The sequence below is a fragment of the Demequina sp. B12 genome (genome assembly GCF_028823635.1).
Classification (GTDB): domain Bacteria; phylum Actinomycetota; class Actinomycetes; order Actinomycetales; family Demequinaceae; genus Demequina.
Genome location: NZ_JAPEHU010000003.1, coordinates 171161 through 190126 on the forward strand (window position 1 = coordinate 171161; position 18966 = coordinate 190126).

The following is an 18966-nucleotide window of genomic DNA, read 5'->3' on the forward strand; positions in this document are numbered from 1 at the left end:
GGGGACATCACTCCTGTGTGGTGGTGACCGCCCCAGGAAGCGGGACTGCCTGTACCGGCATCGGCGCCTCTTCATCGCGATCGTCCTCGACGTCCACGGGCACCTGCGCATCGGCCTTCAACAGCAACGGAATCCCCACCACCGTCGCGATCGCCGCAATCGCGCCACCCACAATGAACGGCAACTGAAGTCCACTCCGCGCCAGCCACGCACCCAGCAACGTCGCGACCGGCATCATTGACCACGACACGGTCCGCGCGGCACCAATAACCCGCCCCAGGATGCGCCCGGGAGTCAGCATCTGCCGCAACGTAGCCCAGGGCACGTTCCACGCCGACACGCCATACGCACCCACGGCATACCCGGCCATCGCAATCCACAGGTTCGGCGCGAGTCCCGTGATGACGAGCCCCACTCCTCCCAACAAGGACCCCAGAACCAAGACCCTGCCGGTACCAAAGCGCCTCATCAGCGCTCCCGCCGTCAGCGACCCCGCGAGACCACCTACGCCGATGCCCGCCGTCACAAAGCCCAGCGCAGCTTCCGTCACGCCAAAGCGATCGACGAACAGCAACACCGTGACGGACTGTGCGAGAGCAAAAGCAGAGCCGACGACGGACGTGAACAGCACCATCGCGCGGAGGTAGCGGTGACGCCACAAGAACATCAACGCCTCCTTGAGCGGAACCGGGGCGTTGTCGTCGCCAGGCACCGGCGCTGGACGCGCCGCCGCCGTGGGCAGTGCGAGCACGAGCAGCGCCGCGATCACATAGCCCGCTCCGGACACGACCATGGGCAACGCCACCGCAATGGCGTACAGCACACCCGAGACCGGCGTCGCGACAAACATGTCGACGCCCACTTGAGCGCCCTGGATTCTGCCGTTGGCGGACCCCAGCTGCCTCCGCTTCACCAACGACGGCACCACCGCGTTGGTCGCGTTGTCGAACAGCGTCTCGCCAATGCCAAACAGCACGGTGGCGACTGCCAACACGGCGATGGACACCGTCCCCGTTGCGATGGAGACTGCGACCGCAGCGGCGGTCACCATGCGCACCACATTGGCGACCGCCATCGCCACCCGGCGGTCGATGCGATCCACGAGCATGCCCGCTGGCACACCAAAAAACAGCCACGGCACGTACACGAGCGCGGACAGCAGACCAATCGCGAGAGGATCCGTCGTCAGTGAAACCGCGGTCAGCGGGATTGCCAGCCGACCCACTCCGTCTGCAAGGTTGGAACTCACCGCAGCAGTGAACAGACGACCAAACCCGCCGCCCAGAGACTCGCGCGCCATCATTGACCCCCTTCAAGCCCCGTCACCGGGAACACGTTCACATGGGTCGCCACCCTGCGCGCCTCCGGCGGGTCTTGACGGCCCTGCAGGGGCTCGAGGAACTCCTGTACCACTGTGGCAAGTGTGTCGCCAAGAGTCCGTGTCTCTTCCGGAGTCAGGGATGCCGTGGTCGCCATCAGCATCGCGGCGCCCATCCAGTCCGTGCCTAGTTCTGCCTCACCTTGGCGGACGAAGGCATCGACGCGCCGCGCACGCTGATCGAGGAACTGGCGAGAGACCAAGAGCGCTGCCTCACGCGTCGCGCTCCCCTCGTGGAGCTCGGGTGAGTCAAGCGTGAGCCCGCCGGGCACAACCCGCCACCAGCGCTCTCGACCGCCGGACTGTTCCGGGTCGTCCTCGATGTACCCGTGACGAGCCAGTTGCCTTAGGTGATAACTCGTGGCACCGGAGGACTCGCCGAGTTGTTCTGCCAACTGACTTGCCGTGGCTGACCCGCCCACCACGAGTGCGTCGAAGAGGTCGACGCGGAGCGGATGTGCGAGAGCCTTCAATGAAGCGGCGTCAATCTTGCGTTGAGGGTTGATCACACCACCACGGTACGACTACAAAGGTTTCTTTGCAACAGTTTCTTTGCATTCGTGCCGCAGCAGGCCAAGAAAGCACTGCACGGTTCAGTTCGGCGCGCTAGCGCGGAGCCGTCAACGGCCTCGCAACTGCCGGATGTCGGGCATGGCGTCGTCCTGTGCCAGCTCTTCGATGTTGACGTCCTTAAACGTCACTACCCGCACGTTCTTCACCAGCCGGGCCGAGCGGTACACGTCCCACACCCAGGCATCGGTCATGTGGACGTCGAAGTACACGTCACTCCCCGACGAGCGCACCTCAAGATCGACCTTGTTACACAGGTAGAACCGACGCTCGGTCTCCACGACGTACTGGAAGAGCCCCACTACATCGCGGTACTCGCGGTACAACGCCAACTCGGCCGCGGTCTCATAGTTCTCAAGGTCGTCACTACTCACAGTGACCATCTTCGCGCACGCCTGGCGCACCAGGCGGCGGCGCGCCGCCGTACTGCTACGCCCGCCCGGGTAGTGACCACGACTGTCGGTGCAACGCCGTGGGGCCGTGGGTGCGAAGCGCGTCAAGGTGCACCGCTGCGCCGTACCCCTTGTTGCCCTCCCACCCGTACTGAGGGTGTGCGAGATGGGCCTCGGCCATGATGGCGTCACGCTCGACCTTCGCCCCGATCGAGGCCGCCGCGATCGACGCGCAGAGGTCGTCTCCCTTGATCACCATCGTCACCGGAGGCGTGGTGACGTCCGGGTAAGGGGCCGATGCTGGAGAGCCTGGGTCCTCGACCCCGGCGAAGAGATCGAGTTGCGGAGGGGTGAGCCAGTCGTGTTTGCCGTCAAGGAGCACTGCATCCGCGTGGATGCCGAGCAACTCAAGGTCGTGGAGGCCCCGCATGCCAGCGAGCCTGAGCGCGGCAACGATTCCGTAGGTGTCGATCTCCGCTGCGGTGGCGTGGGCGACGACACGTGCCAGTCCAAATCCGACCCCGTCATGCTCAGCTAGAGCGTCAACCATGGACAGACGGCGTGAGTGTGACAGCTTTTTCGAGTCGGCGAGTCCAGCGGGCCAGGTCGAGCAACGGGCCACTGCACACAGACCCACGGTCACGGGACCGGCAAGCGCACCACGGCCAACCTCGTCGATACCGACGATCACGCGTGCGCCGGCATCCCACAGGCTGAGCTCCCGCTCGAGTGAGACGGCCACGAGTTACTCGGTGACGACGTCGGGATCGTCGTAGGGGTTGCCGATGCCGTGGAAGTTAGACAGCGGCCATACCGTCGCGAAAGCGGTTCCTACGACGGAGTCGATGGGAACGGCTCCGCCGCCAGGCTGGCCCATGTGCGAACGAGAGTCGGCGCTGTGGGGTCGGTTGTCCCCCATGACCCACAGGTATCCCTCGGGCACCGTTACCTCGAAGGTCGTCAGGGACGGCTCCACACCGTCCTGCAAGTACGTCTCGTCAAGGGGTTCACCGTCGATCGTGATGGCACCGTCTGCATCGCAGCACACCACTGTCTCGCCGGGCAGTCCCACGACGCGTTTCACGAGGTGTGTTCCGGCATCTTCTGGAAGGAGTCCAGTGAACGTCAAGACATCCTTGCCGAATGCCTCAAGGGCGGTGTCATCCGCACCGTTGTCAGGCGCGGGCAACCATCCGCCCGGATCCTTGAACACGACAATGTCGCCGCGTCGCAGGTCCAGGGGGTCCGGGCGCCATTTGGTGACCAGGATGCGGTCGTTCTCTTGCAACGTGGGATCCATCGAGGCGGACGGGATCCAGAACGACTGAAAAAAGAAAGTCTTGATCAGGAGCGACAGCGCCAAAGCACACAGCACGATGACCAGGAACTCCCGGACATACCCCCACATACGGCGACCGGCGGAGGGCGATTGGCCCTCCGCCGGCGCTTGCGACGTGTCGCTGATGATCAGTTCTCGCGCTTCTCGCGAATGCGAGCTGCCTTACCGCGCAGGTTGCGCATGTAGTACAGCTTGGCGCGGCGGACATCTCCGCGGCTGACCAGCTCGATGTGGTCGATCGTGGGGGCGTGCACCGGGAAGGTGCGCTCGACGCCCACGCCGAACGAGATCTTGCGGACGGTGAAGGTTTCACCGATGCCCTGGCCCTGGCGACGCAGGACGAAGCCCTGGAACACCTGGATACGCGAGCGGTTACCTTCAATAACCTTCACGTGGACCTTAACGTTGTCACCCGGACGGAAGTCGGGGACGTCGTCGCGGAGGCTACCCGCGGTGACGTGGTCAAGCTTCTGCATGACTTTCACTCCCACGCACACGCCACAGGTCCTGCACGTGCTCTGCCTTACGGCTTCGTTTGTGATCTGTGCGAGGCAGGATGTGCTCGAACCCCCTGTGGCAGGCATGGAGCCCTGCTCGCACCGAAGATCTATTGTGCCATATGGTCGGGCAGGTCTGGCAGCAGGTCGGGCCGCCGTTCCCTGGTGCGTTGCACTTGCTGCTCGTGCCGCCATCGCGCGACTTTGCCGTGGTGTCCGCTCAGAAGCACCTCGGGGACATCGAGTCCTCGCCAGGTGGCAGGCCGGGTATAGCTGGGATACTCCAAGAGGCCGTCCGAATGGGACTCCTCCACGATCGACTGGGCGTTGCCCATGAACCCGGGGATGAGTCGGGTGATGGCCTCCACCATCGCGACCACCGCCACTTCGCCGCCGTTCAGCACGTAGTCCCCCAAGGAGACCTCGCTGACACGGAAACCGGCATCCGCGTAGTGTTGCGGCACCCGCGCGTCAATGCCCTCGTACCTCCCACAGGCGAACACCAGTTGGTCTTCCGTTGCCAGCTCCGCAGCTTTCGCTTGGGTGAAGGGGATCCCTGCGGGCGTGGGCAGGATCAGGTGCGCACCGGGCTGCATGACGTCGTCCAGCGCCGCACCCCAGACATCGGCCTTCATCACCATGCCGGCGCCCCCACCAAACGGAGCGTCGTCGACTGTGCCATGGACGTCGCTCGTCCAGTCTCGCAGGTTGTGCACTTCTGCCGAGACCAGTTCCTTCGCTCGGGCTTTGCCCAGCAGCGATACATCGAGCACGGAAAAGAACTCAGGGAAGATCGTCAGTACGTCGATGCGCATTAGTGCGTCTCCCCCGTCTCCTCCGGAGTCTCCCCGGCCAAAAGCCCGTATGGCGGAGTCACGGTCACAGTTCCTGCGTCGAGGTCGACATCAGGCACGAACTCCGCAACGAATGGAATCATGGCCCGCTCCCCCGACGGCTGCTTCACCACCAAGAGGTCCTGAGCTGGCATGCTCAGCAGGTCCACGACGGACCCGACGACGTCGCCGTTGGGGCGCTGCACGGTAAGGCCGACGAGTTCGTGAACGTACCAGGCGTCGTCCTCGTCAGACTCGTCACCATCGATGACCAGTTCGACGCCCCTGGCAGACTCCGCCTGGTTGCGATCCGTGATCTCTGCGAACTTCACATACCAGCGGCCCGATTGGGTGCGCGCGGCGGTGAGGGTCAGCGGCCCTGCCGATGCAGGTTCCGTCTCAAACTCCGTCCCTGGAACGAGACGCTCGTCAGGGATATCGGTGCGCAGCTCAACGCTCACCTCACCCTTCAACCCGTGAGCACGGCCGATGCGCGCAACAGTCACCTTCATGCGTACAAGCGTAGGGGACGCGCATACGCAGTCACGCTCCACTAATCTGACCGTGCAGCCAGCTATCAACTATTCAGGAGTGAACCGTGACCGAAAGTCCTAGTCGCCCAGGATCCGTCACCGTCGTGGTGGTGCTGACCTGGCTATACGCCATCGGCATGCTCCTGGGTGGGGCATTGTGGCTCTTTGCTGCGGGGAACGACTCAGCTGTAGCCGAACTCGACGTCAACGCGAGCACGGTCACGATCTACGGCTGGACGTTCATAGTTTTTGGTGTCGTGACCATGCTCACGGCGGCGGCGCTCGGGCGCGGCTCGCGGCTCGCCCGTTTCATCATCACCGCCGTCATGACGCTTCGGATCGCGGTCGACGTGTTCGGATTGCTCAGCATTTCGGGATACCCCGGGTGGCAGGCGGGAATCTCTATCGCCTGGGCCGTCGTCATTGTGGCGCTGCTGCACAATCGCCGTGCCTCGTTGTGGTTCCTTCGCACGTAGCCGCCGCCATCCCCCAGCGCGACACAACGACGAAGCCCCCGGCACCGTGTGGTGCCGGGGGCTTCGTGGGTGACGTCGGCGTTAAGCCACGTCCACGATGTTGACGCGGACGTCATCGCGCGAAACTGCGTCGATGACGGTACGCAGCGAGGTTGCGGTGCGGCCACGACGGCCGATCACACGCGGGAGGTCCTCGGGGTGCACCACCACGTTCAGGGTGGTGCCGCGACGGCCAGAGCGCTCAGAGACGGTGACGTCGTCCGGGTGACGGACGATGCTACGCACCAGAAACTCCAGAACGTCGACGACCACGATTACTTCTCCTCGGCCTCGGCGGCCTCGTCAGCGGCCTCCTCGGCAGGAGCCTCAGCCTTAGCGGCTTCTTCGGCTTCCTTCTTGGCCTTCTCAGCCTCGGCAGCCTTCTCGGCCTTCAACTTCTCGGCAGCATCGGCAGTTGCCTTGATCTGCTCTTCAGCGCTGACCTTGCCAGCGGGGACCTCGACGGTCGACTTGGCGTTCTTGTCACCCTTGTAGGTGCCCCAGTCGCCGGTCAGTTCCAGCAGCTTGCGGACCTGGTCGGAAGGCTGAGCGCCCACGGACAGCCAGTACTGGGCACGGTCCGAGTCGATCTCGATGAACGAGGGGTTGGACAGCGGGTGGTACTTGCCGATCTCTTCGATCGCGCGACCATCACGCTTGGCGCGGCCATCGATGACGATGACGCGGTAGAACGGTGCCTTCTTCTTGCCGAAGCGCTTGAGGCGAATCTTCACAGCCATGGCTGTACTCCTTTTTCATTCGGTGTGAGCCTGCAACGCGCCGTTCGGGGAATCACGAACGAGCCTTGCTGGCAAGACGAATAGCTGGCATGGGTAGAGGGCCACACCAACCAACGCACTATTGTGCCAGATCTTGAGCGCTGTGCGTAACGCTAGGAGGCACCGTCGAGTTGGGGTTCGACGACAGCGACGATCTCGCCCTCGCCGATGATCACCCACAAACCTGCAGCCCTGCGCTCCAGGGAGACCTCGCCGTCTGCGAGTGCTTCGGCAGGCGTGACCGGTGCCCAGTCGTGTGCAGCAAGAAACACTTCCATGTCTGCAGCGATCGGCACATCGATGGTGAGGGAGACGTCGTTGGTGATGACGAACCGTGCAGGCGTCAGTTCTGGCTCCAGGCCATCCCGGTAGATCTCCCACTGATCAGAATCAGTGCCAAACAGACATGCCACGTCGATGCTTGCGAGTTCCGCATCCAGGTCCACTCCCTGAACGAACGAGAACCAGACCCCGTCCGGCAGTTCGGACTCCTCTTGCACGTCACAGCCGGAGCCCAACGTGCCGTCATTGTTAGCAGGACCAGAGAGTTCGATCAGTGACTGCTTGCGCAGCAACACCGAATCCTCAGGCGACACCGTCGCGGGAGCCAAGTTCGCGTGCGAGGCCTGGGCGGAAGCCACACTGGCATCGCGTGAGTTCGACGAGGACACTCCTCCAAGGAACGCGGGCGAGCAGTTCGCAAGCGAGAGGCTCGCCGCCACTGCTAGCACCACTGCCGTGAGTGGTCGAGTCGCCATTGCGCTCCTTGGTCGGATCATTTCGACAAATGTAGCGTAGGGGTGAACCCCCGCGCATCACCCATGATCGCTCGGCCAATGGGGCGTGGAAAGGGACTTCACGCGGCCACCACTGCGACGGAGCGCCAGCGCCTGCATGCCGAACCGGGGTGCCAGCCGGGCCACCTGATCACCACCGGCAACGATGGCGGTAGCCCACGCATCGCATTGAACCAGGTCGGGACCAACCACACTCGCCTGCATCACGGTCGACGGGGTGCGTGAGTTGCCCTTCGCTACGGGAGCCCAGATGTGGTTAGCGTCATGGGCAAGCCCGGACGTCGCCAGGGCGCGCGGGCGCCCACGACCTCCCATGCTGACCGAGTCGACCGAAGCGCCCTTCCCGGTGGACGGAACCCGAGGATCAGCAATTCCGATGCGCCAAGGACTGCCTGCGGGTACAGCGCCGAAGACCTCGATATCCCCAGCACACGCGAACATGCCGCACTCGACCCCGAGCAACGCCAAGCGCCACCGCACTCGATCCATGGCCCATGTCTTCACGATTCCGGTGGGGTCAACACCGCCGTCCGGAGTCCGTGCGTCGAACCAGCCGTCAGTCTCGTCACGAAACCGCTCGCACAGGTCCAGCACTTCCGCGACAGCCGCTGGCGCGTCACTGACGCGGACTTCGCCACGGTTCAGCCGACTGATCCACGAGTCCTCGCGATAGGTACTGAAGACGGCGTCAACCCATTCAAGATCGCTAGCAAGGTAGCCCGCCAGCGTGTCGAGGGCACCCTGCGTTGCGTCACGATGATGCGCGTCCGTGGCGACGGTGACAGTGAAGTCCATCGCCATCGCAGTCACCGTGACCCCGATGGTGGAGCGGTCCGAGCTCGTCACACGCCTGCGTCTTCGAAGGCGCCCTGGGCGGACTCCACCATGGCAGGGGACGTGAAACTCGCGCCCGAGACGTAGTCGACATCCCAGTCTTGCGCCTCCACAAAGCGCTCTGCTAGTTGAGGCAGGGCATCTTCATTGATGAAGCGTGACTCGGGTGCCTCGGTGCCCGCAACCGGGAACTCGACTTCTACCAGCACACCCTGGTCAAACGTCAGGCGCACCTGGTAGTCACCACGAATGTTGTTGACGACCGGACCATCGAAGGTGCCCGACACCAGGTCTGATGTCTCGTCAGCGCCGGAGTCTGCCGGCGACTCCGAGGCAGCACCATCGTCTGCACTCGTAGCGGAAGTGAGATTGCCCTCGGGGGTCGGCGACGGCATCGCCGACTCGTCGGTGTCGTTGCCACCTGGGTTGGGTGCCGCGATGAAGCCAGCGGTCAAGATGACAGCCGATGCTCCTGTCACCACCACAGCATTCGTTGCTTTCATCGTTCCTTCTCCCTCCGACGCGTCACCATCCGAACTCCTCCCGATGGATCCCAGCCTGAGGAACGCCGCTTGCGAGAGCATCGGCTTCCACGGCCAACGCCCACGGACGGGGCCCACAGACATAGACATCCGCCCGGCTGGGGTCTTGCACGAGCCGCGCGATCGACACTGGTTGGTCCACACTGCCCCAACCGCTACCGCGCGGGCCGAGCACCACGTGGACGTGAACGCCGCGGGCAGCCGCAAGTGCCTCCACTTCCTCGATCAGCGGTGCTTCGGCGCGCGAACGCGCCCGCAGCACGACTGTGACGTCGTCACCTGGCGCACAGGCCTCCACCATGGCGCGGATCGGCGTGACACCGATGCCCGCAGCGATCAGGATCAGGCTTGACCCGGAGCGGGTCGCAGGCGTGAACACTCCAAGCGGCCCCTCCATGAGGACCCGTGTCCCTGGTTGCAGGCGCGCAACCGCCCCGGAACCGTCACCGGAGTTCTTGACGGTAATACGCAAGCTCTCCCCCGGCGCGGCCGACAACGAATAGGGGTGCTGTTGCATGCGCAGTTCGGGACTGAGAAAGCGCCAGAGGAAGAACTGGCCAGGCTGAGCCTTCAAACGTTCAAGATTGCGACCAGTCATGGTCACGGTGGCACTGCCGTCGGTGTGACCCACGACCGATGAGACGGTCAGGCCGTGGCGCCGCATCAACACCAAAGGTCGGATCAGCCGGAACACCACGAACGATCCGAGCGTCACCGTCCACCACACCGCCCAGAACCACCATGCGATTCCTCCTGTGCGGAACGTGGATCCTTCGAGGAACTGGTGTGGCACCGCGAACGCCACGCCCACGTACACGAGCATGTGAACGGCGTGCCATCGCTCATATGGCCACCGCACCCGTACGAGCGCCACGGACGTGAGTAGCACCACCACAAACGCGCCAAGCGCCACCTGCGCGGCCAACATGAACCACCCATAGTCGGACCAGGCAAGGAACTGGCTGACGGCGTTGCGGTCGTCATAGCTGGCGGTGATGCTGGTGATCAGCAGCGCGTGGGTCAGCATCAGTACAACGGCGATCTTGCCCCACTTGGCGTGAAGAGCGATCGCTCGGTCGTGGCCGATCGCGCGTTCCACCCACGGCGCGCGCGACGCGAGCAGCACCTGCGTCATCATCAAGACGGCGGCCACGATGCCGAGTGCACGTCCGAGCGCATAGAACCAGTCCGCGGGGCTGGACACGTATGCCAGGCCGCCGGAAGCCACCATCAGTGCGATGCCCGTGACAGCGGACAACCAGACCAGTGCTTCGAGCCCGTCGACCCAGAGGCCTCGACGCGCGAAGGAACGCTGACGCTGCGCTTCTACCGGGGTCATGGACCCCATTGTCTCAACAGGCGCGCTCGCGTCAACGGACGCGCCGCCCGCGCAGGACCACCGCGTGGGGTGTGGCGAGCACGGAGATGTCCTGGCGCGGATCACGGTCGTAGATCACGAGGTCCGCTGAAGCGCCCTCGGTCAGGGTATCGACGCCCAGGAACGCGCGGGCCTGCCAACTTGCGGCAGCCACGACGGCCGATGCTGGGATCGCCGTGGCCATCTCGCGAGCCTCCTGCGGAAGGAGCCCATGCCCGAGCGTGCCGCCAGCATCGGTCCCCACCAAGAGCGGGACGCCCGCGTCATAGAGGTCGCGGACGTGGTCGTAGCGACGTTCGTACATGCGCCGCATACGGGTGGAGTACGCGGGGAACTTTTCCTGCCCCTGATCAGCGAATCCCTCGAAGTTCGCGACCTGCAGCAAGGTTGGGACAACCGGGATGCGCTTCTGGGCGGCGACCGCGATCTGCGCATCCGTCATCCCTGTGCCGTGTTCGATGCAGTCGATCCCCGCGTCGAGGAGGCCATCGATGGCCTCAGTAGAGAACGTGTGCGCGGTGGCTCGTGCGCCCGCGGCGTGCACGCGTCCGAGCGCTTCGGTTAACTCTGCGGTGGTCCACAACGGGGTGAGGTCCCCCGCGTCACGGTCGATCCAGTCGGCGATCAGTTTGATCCAGCCGTCACCCTTGTGAGCTTCCTCCTCAGCCACCTGGGGCAGCTGGTGCGGCTCGATCTCGCGAGCGTAGTAGCGCAGGTAGCGCTTGGGGCGGGCGATGAAGCGCGCAGACCGAATGAGGCGCGGCAGGTCATCGCGGTCGTGAACAAATGAGGTGTCGAGGGGGCTCCCGGCATCGCGGATCAGCAGCGTTCCCGCGTCCCGGTCCACTGTCGCTTGCTTCGCAGCGAGAGCCTCATCGGTGCCACCGCCCGCATCCAGGCCCACGTGACAGTGAACGTCCACGAGACCCGGGATCACCACACCGGACACCGTGGTCACGGCGACCCGCTGACGCGGCCGCTCAAAGGTGATCCGTCCACCCACCACCCAGGCTTGATCGTGGACCGTGGTGTCGTCGACGATCACGGGCCCAGTCAGGTGGAGAGCCTCCATGCGGCTACCTAGCGGCCCAGGTACTTGCCGAGGTCCGTGTCAAGGTCCTTGGGGTCAAACTGCGGCTGCTGTTGGCCCAAGCCAAACGCACTTCCGGAGGGAGACTGTCCAGCGGCCTTGTTGCGGGCCGCGGCCTCCTGCTGGGCACGCTTTGCCGGGTTACCAGACTTGCCCTTGACCTTCTTCTGCGGGGCCTGCTTGCCCTTGGACTTTTTGCCGCCCGGCATTCCGCCCCAGGCACCTGGAGCACCGCCGCCCTGACCGGGCAGTTGCGGCATCCCGCCACCCTTGGCCATGGCGCGCATCATCTGCTGCGCCTGCTCAAACCGCTTCACGAGCGAGTTGACCTCGGCGACCGTGGTGCCAGCACCGGCAGCGATACGGGAGCGGCGCGACCCGTTGAGGACCTTGGGGTTGTCGCGTTCCAGCGGCGTCATGGACTGCACGATCGCTTCTGTCCGCACCAGTTCACGCTCATCGAAGTTCTCGATCTGATCGCGCACCTGACCCATACCCGGAAGCATGGTCAGCATCTTCTTCATGGAGCCCATGTTTTTGAGCTGCTGCATCTGCGACAGGAAGTCCGTGAAGGTGAAGTCCTCGCCCTTCGTGACCTTCTCGGCCATCCGCTCGGCCTCGGCCTGGTCGAACGCCTTCTCCGCCTGCTCAATCAGCGTGAGGATGTCACCCATGTCGAGAATGCGGCTGGCCATGCGGTCCGGGTGGAAGACTTCGAACTCGTCGAGCTTCTCACCGGTGGACGCAAACAGAATGGGCTTACCAGTGACTTCACGGACCGACAGCGCCGCACCACCGCGGGTGTCACCGTCCAACTTGGTGAGGACCACACCGGTCAGGCTGACGCCCTGGTCGAATGCAGTAGCGGTCGCCACGGCATCCTGACCGATCATGGCGTCGATGACGAACAGCACTTCGTCGGGGTCGATCGCCTTGCGGATGTCCGCAGCCTGCTTCATCAGTTCGGCATCGACACCCAGGCGACCTGCGGTGTCAACAATGACGACCGAGTGCTGCTTGGATTCGGCTTCCTTGAGTCCCTTTTTGGCAACCTTGACGGGGTTGCCCTTCACGCGCTCACCTTCGCGCGTCACGCCTGGTTCGGGAGCGAACACCGGCACACCGGCTCGCTCACCCACCACCTGAAGCTGGTTGACGGCGTTGGGACGCTGCAGGTCAGCCGCCACCAGCAACGGCGTGTGGCCCTGCCCCTTGAGGTAGTGCGCCAGCTTTCCTGCGAGGGTTGTCTTACCGGCACCCTGCAGACCCGCGAGCATGATGACCGTAGGTCCGGTCTTGGCAAACGTCAGTGGACGTGCTTCCCCGCCCAATATTGCGACGAGTTCCTCGTTCACAATCTTGACGACCTGTTGGCCCGGGTTCAGCGCCTCCGATACCTCGGAGCCGAGGGCACGCTCACGAATGTTGCCCGTAAAGGTGCGCACCACGGGTACGGCGACGTCAGCATCGAGCAGGGCACGGCGGATCTCGCGGATGGTGGCATCAATGTCCGCCTCGGACAACCGGCCCTTGCCCCGCAGGTTGCGGAAGGTCGATGTCAAACGATCAGAAAGATTGGCGAACACGTACCTGTCCCTTCGAAAACACGTAGGGCACTAGCGTACCGGCGACCTCAACGGGCGGTGTCGAGCTGGGCGCGCGCAGTCGCGGTGAGCGTGTCGACAAGCGCCGCTCGCCACGTGGTCCATGCTTGCGGACCCGCCGCACGAGCATCGGCCTCCGTCAAGGCACGCAAGGTCAGGAGGAGGTCTTCCCTACCGTCCACACGTTCCAGGAGGGCCGATGCGGTGGCCGGGTCGTCGGGGTCGCGTTTCGTGGCGAACTCGGCCAAGGTGAGGTGTTCTCTCACCAACAGTTCGATGTCTGCCCCCATATCTGCGGGGAGTCCAATCCGTTCCGCGATACCTGGGATCAGGCGAGCGCCGTCACGCGAGTGGTCGGTGGCATCGGCGCGCTTGCCGATGTCGTGAAGCCAGCACGTGAACAGCAAGAGGTCCGGCTGCGGGACGTGACGACGCAGTTTTCCGGCGATCACCGTCGCCTCAATCATGTGACGATCAACGGTGAAGCGATGAACGTGACTGCGTTGCGGGCGGTTCCTCACCGCAGCCCATTCAGGGACCCACTGCACGGCAAGTCCATGAAGGTCGATCGCTTCCCACACACTGACCAGGTGGGCACTCCCGCGCAACAGCTCAGCCAAGGAGGCCCGCGCCTGGGCTGGCCATGGCTGGGGAAGGCTTGGCGCGAGCGTGAGCGATTCGAGCAACCCAGGAGTGAAGGCAAGCCCGGTGGTCGCAGCCGTGGCGGCGGCGCGCAGCGGAAGCAACGCATCGGACGTCACGTCATGGGACGGAGCTATCGCAAGCTCGCCATCGACGTCGATCAATCCTTCCGCGACGGTGGTGTGCCGGGGCGCCGCCCCCATCCGGCGCGCACGCCACGCCCTGGACCCGATCCCCGCCCTTTCCAGCGAGCGACGTGCCCCGCGCTCAGTAGCATCCAGGGCGAACGCGATCGTGCGGCCCGCTTCAGAGATGGACGCCAGCATGTCGTCCGCATGGGTAAAGCCCAACAGAGCCGCCACGTCGTCGGCTAGGTGCCTGCCCACAATGTTCACCGGTCGTCCGCTCACCACATGAACGGCATCCCGGACATCCCGAAGGTGTTCTGCGGCATCGTCCACCGCACCGTGAGGCCGGTCCGTGAGCCATGTGGCGCTCAACGCAGACAAACTGGCGTAGTCACGCAATCCGCCACGTGCCTCCTTGAGATGAGGCTCAATGAGATACGCCAACTCGCCGTGACGCTCGGCGCGAGCACGTGACGCGCCCAGGAGCTCGGGAAGCCGCTTGCGCGCAGCCGCCCGCCAGTCTTGATAGATCGCCGCACGCGCCTGCGTCACCAGCGCTTCATCGCCTGCGACCGCCTGCACGTCCAGCAGACCCGCGGCCGCCGCAAGATCCTTCGAGGCCACTTGCCTGCACTCGGTGATCGACCGAGTCGAATGGTCAAGTTCCAACCCGGCATCCCAAATGGGGTACCACAGGGCCTGCGCCAGCTCCCCCAACGCGTCCTTCGTCAGCGACCGTCCATCGTGAAGGAGCACCAGATCAAGATCAGAGGCCGGCCCCATTTCGCCGCGCCCCAGCGAACCGACCGCGGCAAGCGCAGCTCCCTGTGTGGGACCGCCTGCCTCAGCCCACAGCTGCTGCAACCGCTCTTGCACGAGCGCGGCGAGCTCGCGGCGTCGCTGCGGACCGGGCACCGCACGCTCCATGAGTGCTGCCGCTCGTTCGGCTCGGACGCGCTTGAGGTCCCGCACCCCTGATGGGTGCGGGACCTCAGCGTCGGAGCCCTCAGCAGTGCTGAAGGAGTTCTCCATGGAGTACTTCTGTCCCCTTAGAGAGCGTCGGTACCGTGTTCGCCGGTGCGAACGCGGGCTACGTCTTCCACGGGAACCGTCCAGACCTTGCCGTCGCCGATCTTGCCTGTCTGTGCTGCGGCAACGATGGCCTCAGTCACGGTGACAGCGTCAGCGTCGTCCACGAGGACCTCGATACGAGCCTTAGGCACCAAGTCAACGGTGTACTCGGCACCGCGGTAAACCTCGGTGTGGCCCTTCTGACGTCCATACCCTGCAGCCTCAGAAATCGTGACGCCCTTGACGCCAGCAGCTTCCAAAGCGGCGCGGACCTCGTCCGTGCGGTGTGGCTGAATGATTGCAGTGACCAGCTTCATGACTACTTCGCCTCCTCGTAGGCAGTCTCACCGTGTTCGGCAAGGTCGATGCCGGAAACCTCGACCTCTTCGCTCACGCGCAGTCCGATGGTGAACTTGAGAACCAGTCCAATAATCAGCGTAGCAACCGCGGAGTAAGCGATCGTGACGCCAGCGGCCACAATCTGTGCCCACAGTCCACCAAGGTCGCCCCCGGTGAAGACACCGTCCCAAGCACCGAAGGTGGTGGTTCCGAACAGGCCGATGGCGACCGTTCCCCACAGACCGGCGACCAGGTGAACACCCACGACGTCAAGCGAGTCGTCGTAGCCGAACTTGTACTTCAGGCCCACTGCGAGCGAGGACAGCACACCGGCGAAGACACCGATGAGCAGCGCGCCCCAGGGGTCGACAGCCACAGCGGCCGGCGTGATGGCAACCAAACCAGCAACCACACCAGAAGCGGCACCCAGCGAAGTCGCCTTGCCATCGCGCAGCTTCTCCACCAGCAGCCAGCCCAGGATGGCGGCTGCGGTTGCAGTGGTCGTGTTGACCCATGCGGCTGCAGCGGCGTCATCGGCAGCGAAGGCGGAACCGGCGTTGAAGCCGAACCAGCCGAACCACAGCAGTGCGGCACCGAGCATCACGAACGGCAGGTTGTGCGGACGCATCGGCTCCTTGCCGAAGCCCTTACGCACACCCAGCAGGAGCGCCATCACCAGACCGGCAACACCGGCGTTGATGTGAACCACGGTTCCACCAGCGAAGTCCTGCGGGAACCAGTCAGCGGTGAAGATGCCGCCACCCTCAGCGAGGATGCCGCCACCCCATACCCAGTGGGATACGGGCGAGTACACCAGGATGACCCACAGGAATGCGAAGACCATCCACGCGCTGAACTTCATGCGGTCCGCCACCGAACCGGAGATCAGGGCCACCGTGATGATGGCGAAGGTGGCGCCAAAGCCGGTCGCGATCAGGGACTCACCGTCACCCGAAACAAACGACGAGCTGAGCAAGAAGTCCGTGCTCGGGTCTCCGAAGAGACCACCGATGGAGTCGCCCACCGAGATCGAGTTGCCGACAAGCGCCCACGCGACCGCACCTACTGCGATTGCGCCGAAGCTCATCATCATCATGTTGAGCACCGACTTGCCCCGCGACATGCCACCGTAGAAGAACGCCAAACCCGGCGTCATCAGCAACACGAGCGATGCAGAAGTCAGGAGCCAGGCAATGTTGCCGCTATCCATTCTGCTTCTCCTTTGTTCCCGCCCCTCGGCGAGTCAGAAGTCACACTTCCGCACCGCTGTTGCCCCTGAGCGACCGCAATGTTTCGCGACGGTTACAACGAACCCCTCAACGTAAAAACTCTGTTGCGTCAACAAACTCGGGCGGTGCGTTCCAGGACACAGACGAAAAAACGGGCGGCGACACCGTCACTCGTGACCGCATCGCCGCCCGCCAACGATCCGGGCGTCGAACTAGTAACCCAGGCTCAGCGAGTCCAACTTCCACACGCCATCGACCCGCACAGCAGTCACGTCTGCGGCTCCGAAGTCATCGACTCCACCGTTGCCGTCAGGAGCGCCCACCGTAAACGTGGCGGTGTCGCCCGCCACCTCAATGTTGATGACCGCTACGTCCGACGTGACCTCGTACTCACCGGAGTCGATCATCTCCTGGCCGATCTCCGCACTCGTTTCGCAGTCGATCACACCAAAGATGACTTCCTCAAAGTTGGCGGTCATGTGCGGGGCCATGCCCTCGCAGTCCAGGGCGTTCGATGCATCGAGCCACGTGCGGTAGGTCGCTTCGACCTCCTCAGCGTCGTCTCCCGAGGCCTCGACAACCTCTGTCTCAGCGGGATCGCTCACGACCTCGTTGGTGGCGGCAGACTCCGTGGAATCCGAGTCACCGCCCCCCAGCAGCACGATCGCCACCACCACTAGGCCGATGATCAGCACGACAGCACCAGCGATCACGCCCCATGCCCATACCGGGAAGCCAGGCTTCGCGGGCGCGTTCCCAGGTTCGTTCTGAGACGACACCACGCCGTACCCCTGGGCCGCGTACCCCTGATTGACGTACGCCTGAGGATCCTGATCCACCGTGGCGTAGCCCTGATGCGCGGGCACCTGCTGAGCAGCCCCGGGCTGCCCCCATGTGGGCTGTGCTTGCTGCAGTGAGTGCGGCTGAGCCGCGGCAGCAGTCTGCTCGGGTGCGGCGGTCACGGACTGCGCGTAGCTGGACTGCTCTGCCGGCTGGGCCTGGGCCTGAGCCTGGGCCTGAGCCTGGGCCTGAGCCTGAGCCTGAGCCTGAGCAGCATCGTCCTGTGCCGCAGGCGCTACGTGACCTGCCGGCTCGTTGAGCGGCGGGTGGAAATGGTGAGTCCACGCACTTCCGTCCCAGTAGCGCAGACGGTTCGAGCCCGTCCCGTCGTCGTACCAACCTGCAGGCGTGGTGGACATCGATCCCCCCTCGATAACTGAAGTGACGTCCGCGCGGTGAACGCGCGGATGCGTCCGTGCGCGCCCAGCATAGCGGCATGAACAGGCGTGACGGCCTGCGCCCCTACCTCGAGGTGTTAGTCGCTCAGGATTCCGTCGACGAACTGCGCAGCGTCGAACGGCGCCAAGTCGTCCGCGCCTTCGCCCAGTCCGATGAGTTTCACCGGCACGCCCAGTTCGCGCTGAACCGCGACCACGATGCCGCCCTTGGCGGAACCGTCCATCTTTGTCAGGACGATGCCCGTGACGGGTGCCGCTTCCGCGAAGACCTTTGCTTGGGTCATTCCGTTTTGCCCAGTGGTCGCGTCGAGTACCAGGAGCACTTCGACGGGCGTGGCGGCCTTCGATGACACGCGAATGATCTTGCCCAGCTGGTCCATGAGGCCGGATTTGTTTTGCAGGCGGCCGGCAGTGTCGATGACCACCACGTCAAGACCTTCGTCCTTGGCCCGCGTCGCCGCTTCGAAGGCGACCGATGCCGGGTCTGCACCGTCGCGATCCGAACGCACGACCGGGACACCCACGTGGGCTCCCCAGGTTTCGAGTTGGTCTGCCGCTGCCGCGCGGAAGGTGTCCGCGGCACCCATCACGACAGAGCGGCCTTCTGCGACGAGGACCCGAGCGATCTTGCCGGCCGAGGTGGTCTTGCCCACGCCATTGACGCCCACCATCAGGATGGCTTCGTGGGCACCGCTGCCAGCAGGAGCAAGCTTCAGCGAACGGTCGAGTGAGGGGTCGACGATGTCGAGAAGTACAGCGCGCAGAGTCTCTCGTGGATCGGCGTCCGGAGTGTCCTTGAGCGCAGCCTTGAGCCCCGCGAGGATCTCGTCAGTGGCCGATGCCCCGACATCGGCCAGGAGCAGAGTCTCCTCGAGTTCATCCCAGTCGTCTTGGGTCAGTGCGCCGCGCGAGAAGATCGCCAACAAGTTCGCACCAAGACCACCGCCCAAGCGCCCTCGCAAGCGCTGGAGCCGACGCTCAGGTGCCTCCGGTGTCTCGACGGTGGCGACCGCCGCGGAGTCTTCAGGAGCGTCAGAAGGTGAAGCAGAGGCGTCGTGGCCCTTGGAGGCTCCGCCCCTCATGAAGAAGGCGGCGGCACCACCGATGCCGACAACAGCGACAGTTGCGATGATGACGACTAGATCAGCGTCACCAGGAATCCACGTCACGTCCATGTGCCTAGTGTCTCAGGTCAGGCGGCCGGTTCCGCTTTCGGCACGTGTCCTTCGCCACGAGCG

22 protein-coding genes are annotated in these 18966 nt (G+C 64.4%); 1 reads left to right on the forward strand and 21 read right to left on the reverse strand.

Translation table 11 applies throughout. The annotated features are described in order from the left end of the window. Window positions 1-7: 7 nt before the first annotated feature. The 8 genes from ON058_RS08300 to rimM all read right to left on the reverse strand — a co-directional run bounded on the left by ON058_RS08300 (window position 8) and on the right by rimM (window position 5521). Entirely contained in the window at window positions 8-1300 is a 1293-nt protein-coding gene (locus tag ON058_RS08300; RefSeq protein WP_274668581.1) for an MFS transporter, read from the reverse strand. Further along, window positions 1300-1887 (reverse strand): helix-turn-helix transcriptional regulator, encoded by a 588-nt coding sequence (locus ON058_RS08305; protein ID WP_274668582.1) that lies wholly within the window; start codon window positions 1885-1887, stop codon window positions 1300-1302. Before ON058_RS08305 ends, ON058_RS08300 begins: the two co-directional genes overlap by 1 nt. Window positions 1888-1998: 111 nt before the next feature. Then, window positions 1999-2322 (reverse strand): DUF2469 domain-containing protein, encoded by a 324-nt coding sequence (locus tag ON058_RS08310; RefSeq protein WP_274668583.1) that lies wholly within the window; start codon window positions 2320-2322, stop codon window positions 1999-2001. A gap of 55 nt (window positions 2323-2377) precedes the next feature. Continuing rightward, on the reverse strand, window positions 2378-3082 hold the full coding sequence (locus ON058_RS08315; protein WP_274668584.1) for a ribonuclease HII: 705 nt from the start codon (window positions 3080-3082) through the stop codon (window positions 2378-2380). Window positions 3083-3085: 3 nt separating this feature from the next. Beyond that, window positions 3086-3748, reverse strand: a complete 663-nt coding sequence (lepB, locus tag ON058_RS08320) for a signal peptidase I (RefSeq protein ID WP_274668585.1) — start codon at window positions 3746-3748, stop codon at window positions 3086-3088. 59 nt (window positions 3749-3807) lie between these two features. Continuing rightward, window positions 3808-4155, reverse strand: a complete 348-nt coding sequence (rplS, locus tag ON058_RS08325; protein WP_274668586.1) for a 50S ribosomal protein L19 — start codon at window positions 4153-4155, stop codon at window positions 3808-3810. Between the two features lie 131 nt (window positions 4156-4286). Next, the gene (gene trmD, locus ON058_RS08330; protein ID WP_274668587.1) at window positions 4287-4991 is read right to left on the reverse strand and encodes a tRNA (guanosine(37)-N1)-methyltransferase TrmD; all 705 of its coding nucleotides are present in this window, start codon (window positions 4989-4991) and stop codon (window positions 4287-4289) included. Further along, a complete protein-coding gene (gene rimM, locus ON058_RS08335; protein WP_274668588.1) occupies window positions 4991-5521 on the reverse strand; it encodes a ribosome maturation factor RimM in 531 nt (176 codons plus the stop codon). The genes trmD and rimM overlap by 1 nt, the downstream gene beginning before the upstream one ends. 86 nt (window positions 5522-5607) lie before the next feature. Between rimM and ON058_RS08340 the strand changes: the two genes are divergently transcribed. Next, window positions 5608-6018, forward strand: coding sequence for a hypothetical protein (locus ON058_RS08340; protein ID WP_274668589.1), 411 nt, complete (start codon window positions 5608-5610; stop codon window positions 6016-6018). A gap of 81 nt (window positions 6019-6099) precedes the next feature. Here the strand turns inward: ON058_RS08340 and ON058_RS08345 are convergent, their stop codons facing one another. From ON058_RS08345 to ftsY, 13 genes are all read right to left on the reverse strand, one after another. After that, complete coding sequence (locus tag ON058_RS08345; RefSeq protein ID WP_274668590.1) at window positions 6100-6330, reverse strand: KH domain-containing protein; 231 nt, start codon at window positions 6328-6330, stop codon at window positions 6100-6102. A gap of 2 nt (window positions 6331-6332) precedes the next feature. Further along, the gene (gene rpsP / locus ON058_RS08350; RefSeq protein ID WP_274668591.1) at window positions 6333-6797 is read right to left on the reverse strand and encodes a 30S ribosomal protein S16; all 465 of its coding nucleotides are present in this window, start codon (window positions 6795-6797) and stop codon (window positions 6333-6335) included. Between the two features lie 152 nt (window positions 6798-6949). Further along, window positions 6950-7594 carry a hypothetical protein gene (locus tag ON058_RS08355; RefSeq protein ID WP_274668592.1) on the reverse strand — a complete coding sequence of 215 codons (645 nt, stop codon included), beginning with the start codon at window positions 7592-7594 and terminating at the stop codon, window positions 6950-6952. A 57-nt stretch (window positions 7595-7651) separates the two neighbouring features. Further along, window positions 7652-8479 (reverse strand): FAD:protein FMN transferase, encoded by an 828-nt coding sequence (locus tag ON058_RS08360; RefSeq protein WP_274668593.1) that lies wholly within the window; start codon window positions 8477-8479, stop codon window positions 7652-7654. Beyond that, the gene (locus tag ON058_RS08365; protein ID WP_274668594.1) at window positions 8476-8970 is read right to left on the reverse strand and encodes an FMN-binding protein; all 495 of its coding nucleotides are present in this window, start codon (window positions 8968-8970) and stop codon (window positions 8476-8478) included. The genes ON058_RS08360 and ON058_RS08365 overlap by 4 nt, the downstream gene beginning before the upstream one ends. 22 nt (window positions 8971-8992) lie before the next feature. Beyond that, window positions 8993-10348: a ferredoxin reductase family protein gene (locus ON058_RS08370; protein ID WP_274668595.1), complete on the reverse strand. Its 1356-nt coding sequence runs from the start codon at window positions 10346-10348 to the stop codon at window positions 8993-8995. A gap of 31 nt (window positions 10349-10379) precedes the next feature. After that, the gene (locus ON058_RS08375) at window positions 10380-11459 is read right to left on the reverse strand and encodes an amidohydrolase family protein (RefSeq protein WP_274668596.1); all 1080 of its coding nucleotides are present in this window, start codon (window positions 11457-11459) and stop codon (window positions 10380-10382) included. Window positions 11460-11467: 8 nt separating this feature from the next. Continuing rightward, a complete protein-coding gene (ffh, locus tag ON058_RS08380; RefSeq protein ID WP_274668597.1) occupies window positions 11468-13063 on the reverse strand; it encodes a signal recognition particle protein in 1596 nt (531 codons plus the stop codon). Between the two features lie 47 nt (window positions 13064-13110). Continuing rightward, complete coding sequence (locus ON058_RS08385; RefSeq protein ID WP_274668598.1) at window positions 13111-14883, reverse strand: HD domain-containing protein; 1773 nt, start codon at window positions 14881-14883, stop codon at window positions 13111-13113. Window positions 14884-14900: 17 nt separating this feature from the next. After that, window positions 14901-15239 carry a P-II family nitrogen regulator gene (locus ON058_RS08390; protein ID WP_274668599.1) on the reverse strand — a complete coding sequence of 113 codons (339 nt, stop codon included), beginning with the start codon at window positions 15237-15239 and terminating at the stop codon, window positions 14901-14903. A 2-nt stretch (window positions 15240-15241) separates the two neighbouring features. Beyond that, complete coding sequence (locus tag ON058_RS08395; RefSeq protein WP_274668600.1) at window positions 15242-16471, reverse strand: ammonium transporter; 1230 nt, start codon at window positions 16469-16471, stop codon at window positions 15242-15244. A 231-nt stretch (window positions 16472-16702) separates the two neighbouring features. Next, entirely contained in the window at window positions 16703-17689 is a 987-nt protein-coding gene (locus ON058_RS08400) for a DUF2510 domain-containing protein (RefSeq protein ID WP_274668601.1), read from the reverse strand. A 116-nt stretch (window positions 17690-17805) separates the two neighbouring features. Further along, on the reverse strand, window positions 17806-18903 hold the full coding sequence (gene ftsY, locus ON058_RS08405) for a signal recognition particle-docking protein FtsY (protein WP_274668602.1): 1098 nt from the start codon (window positions 18901-18903) through the stop codon (window positions 17806-17808). Between the last annotated feature and the right edge of the window lie 63 nt (window positions 18904-18966).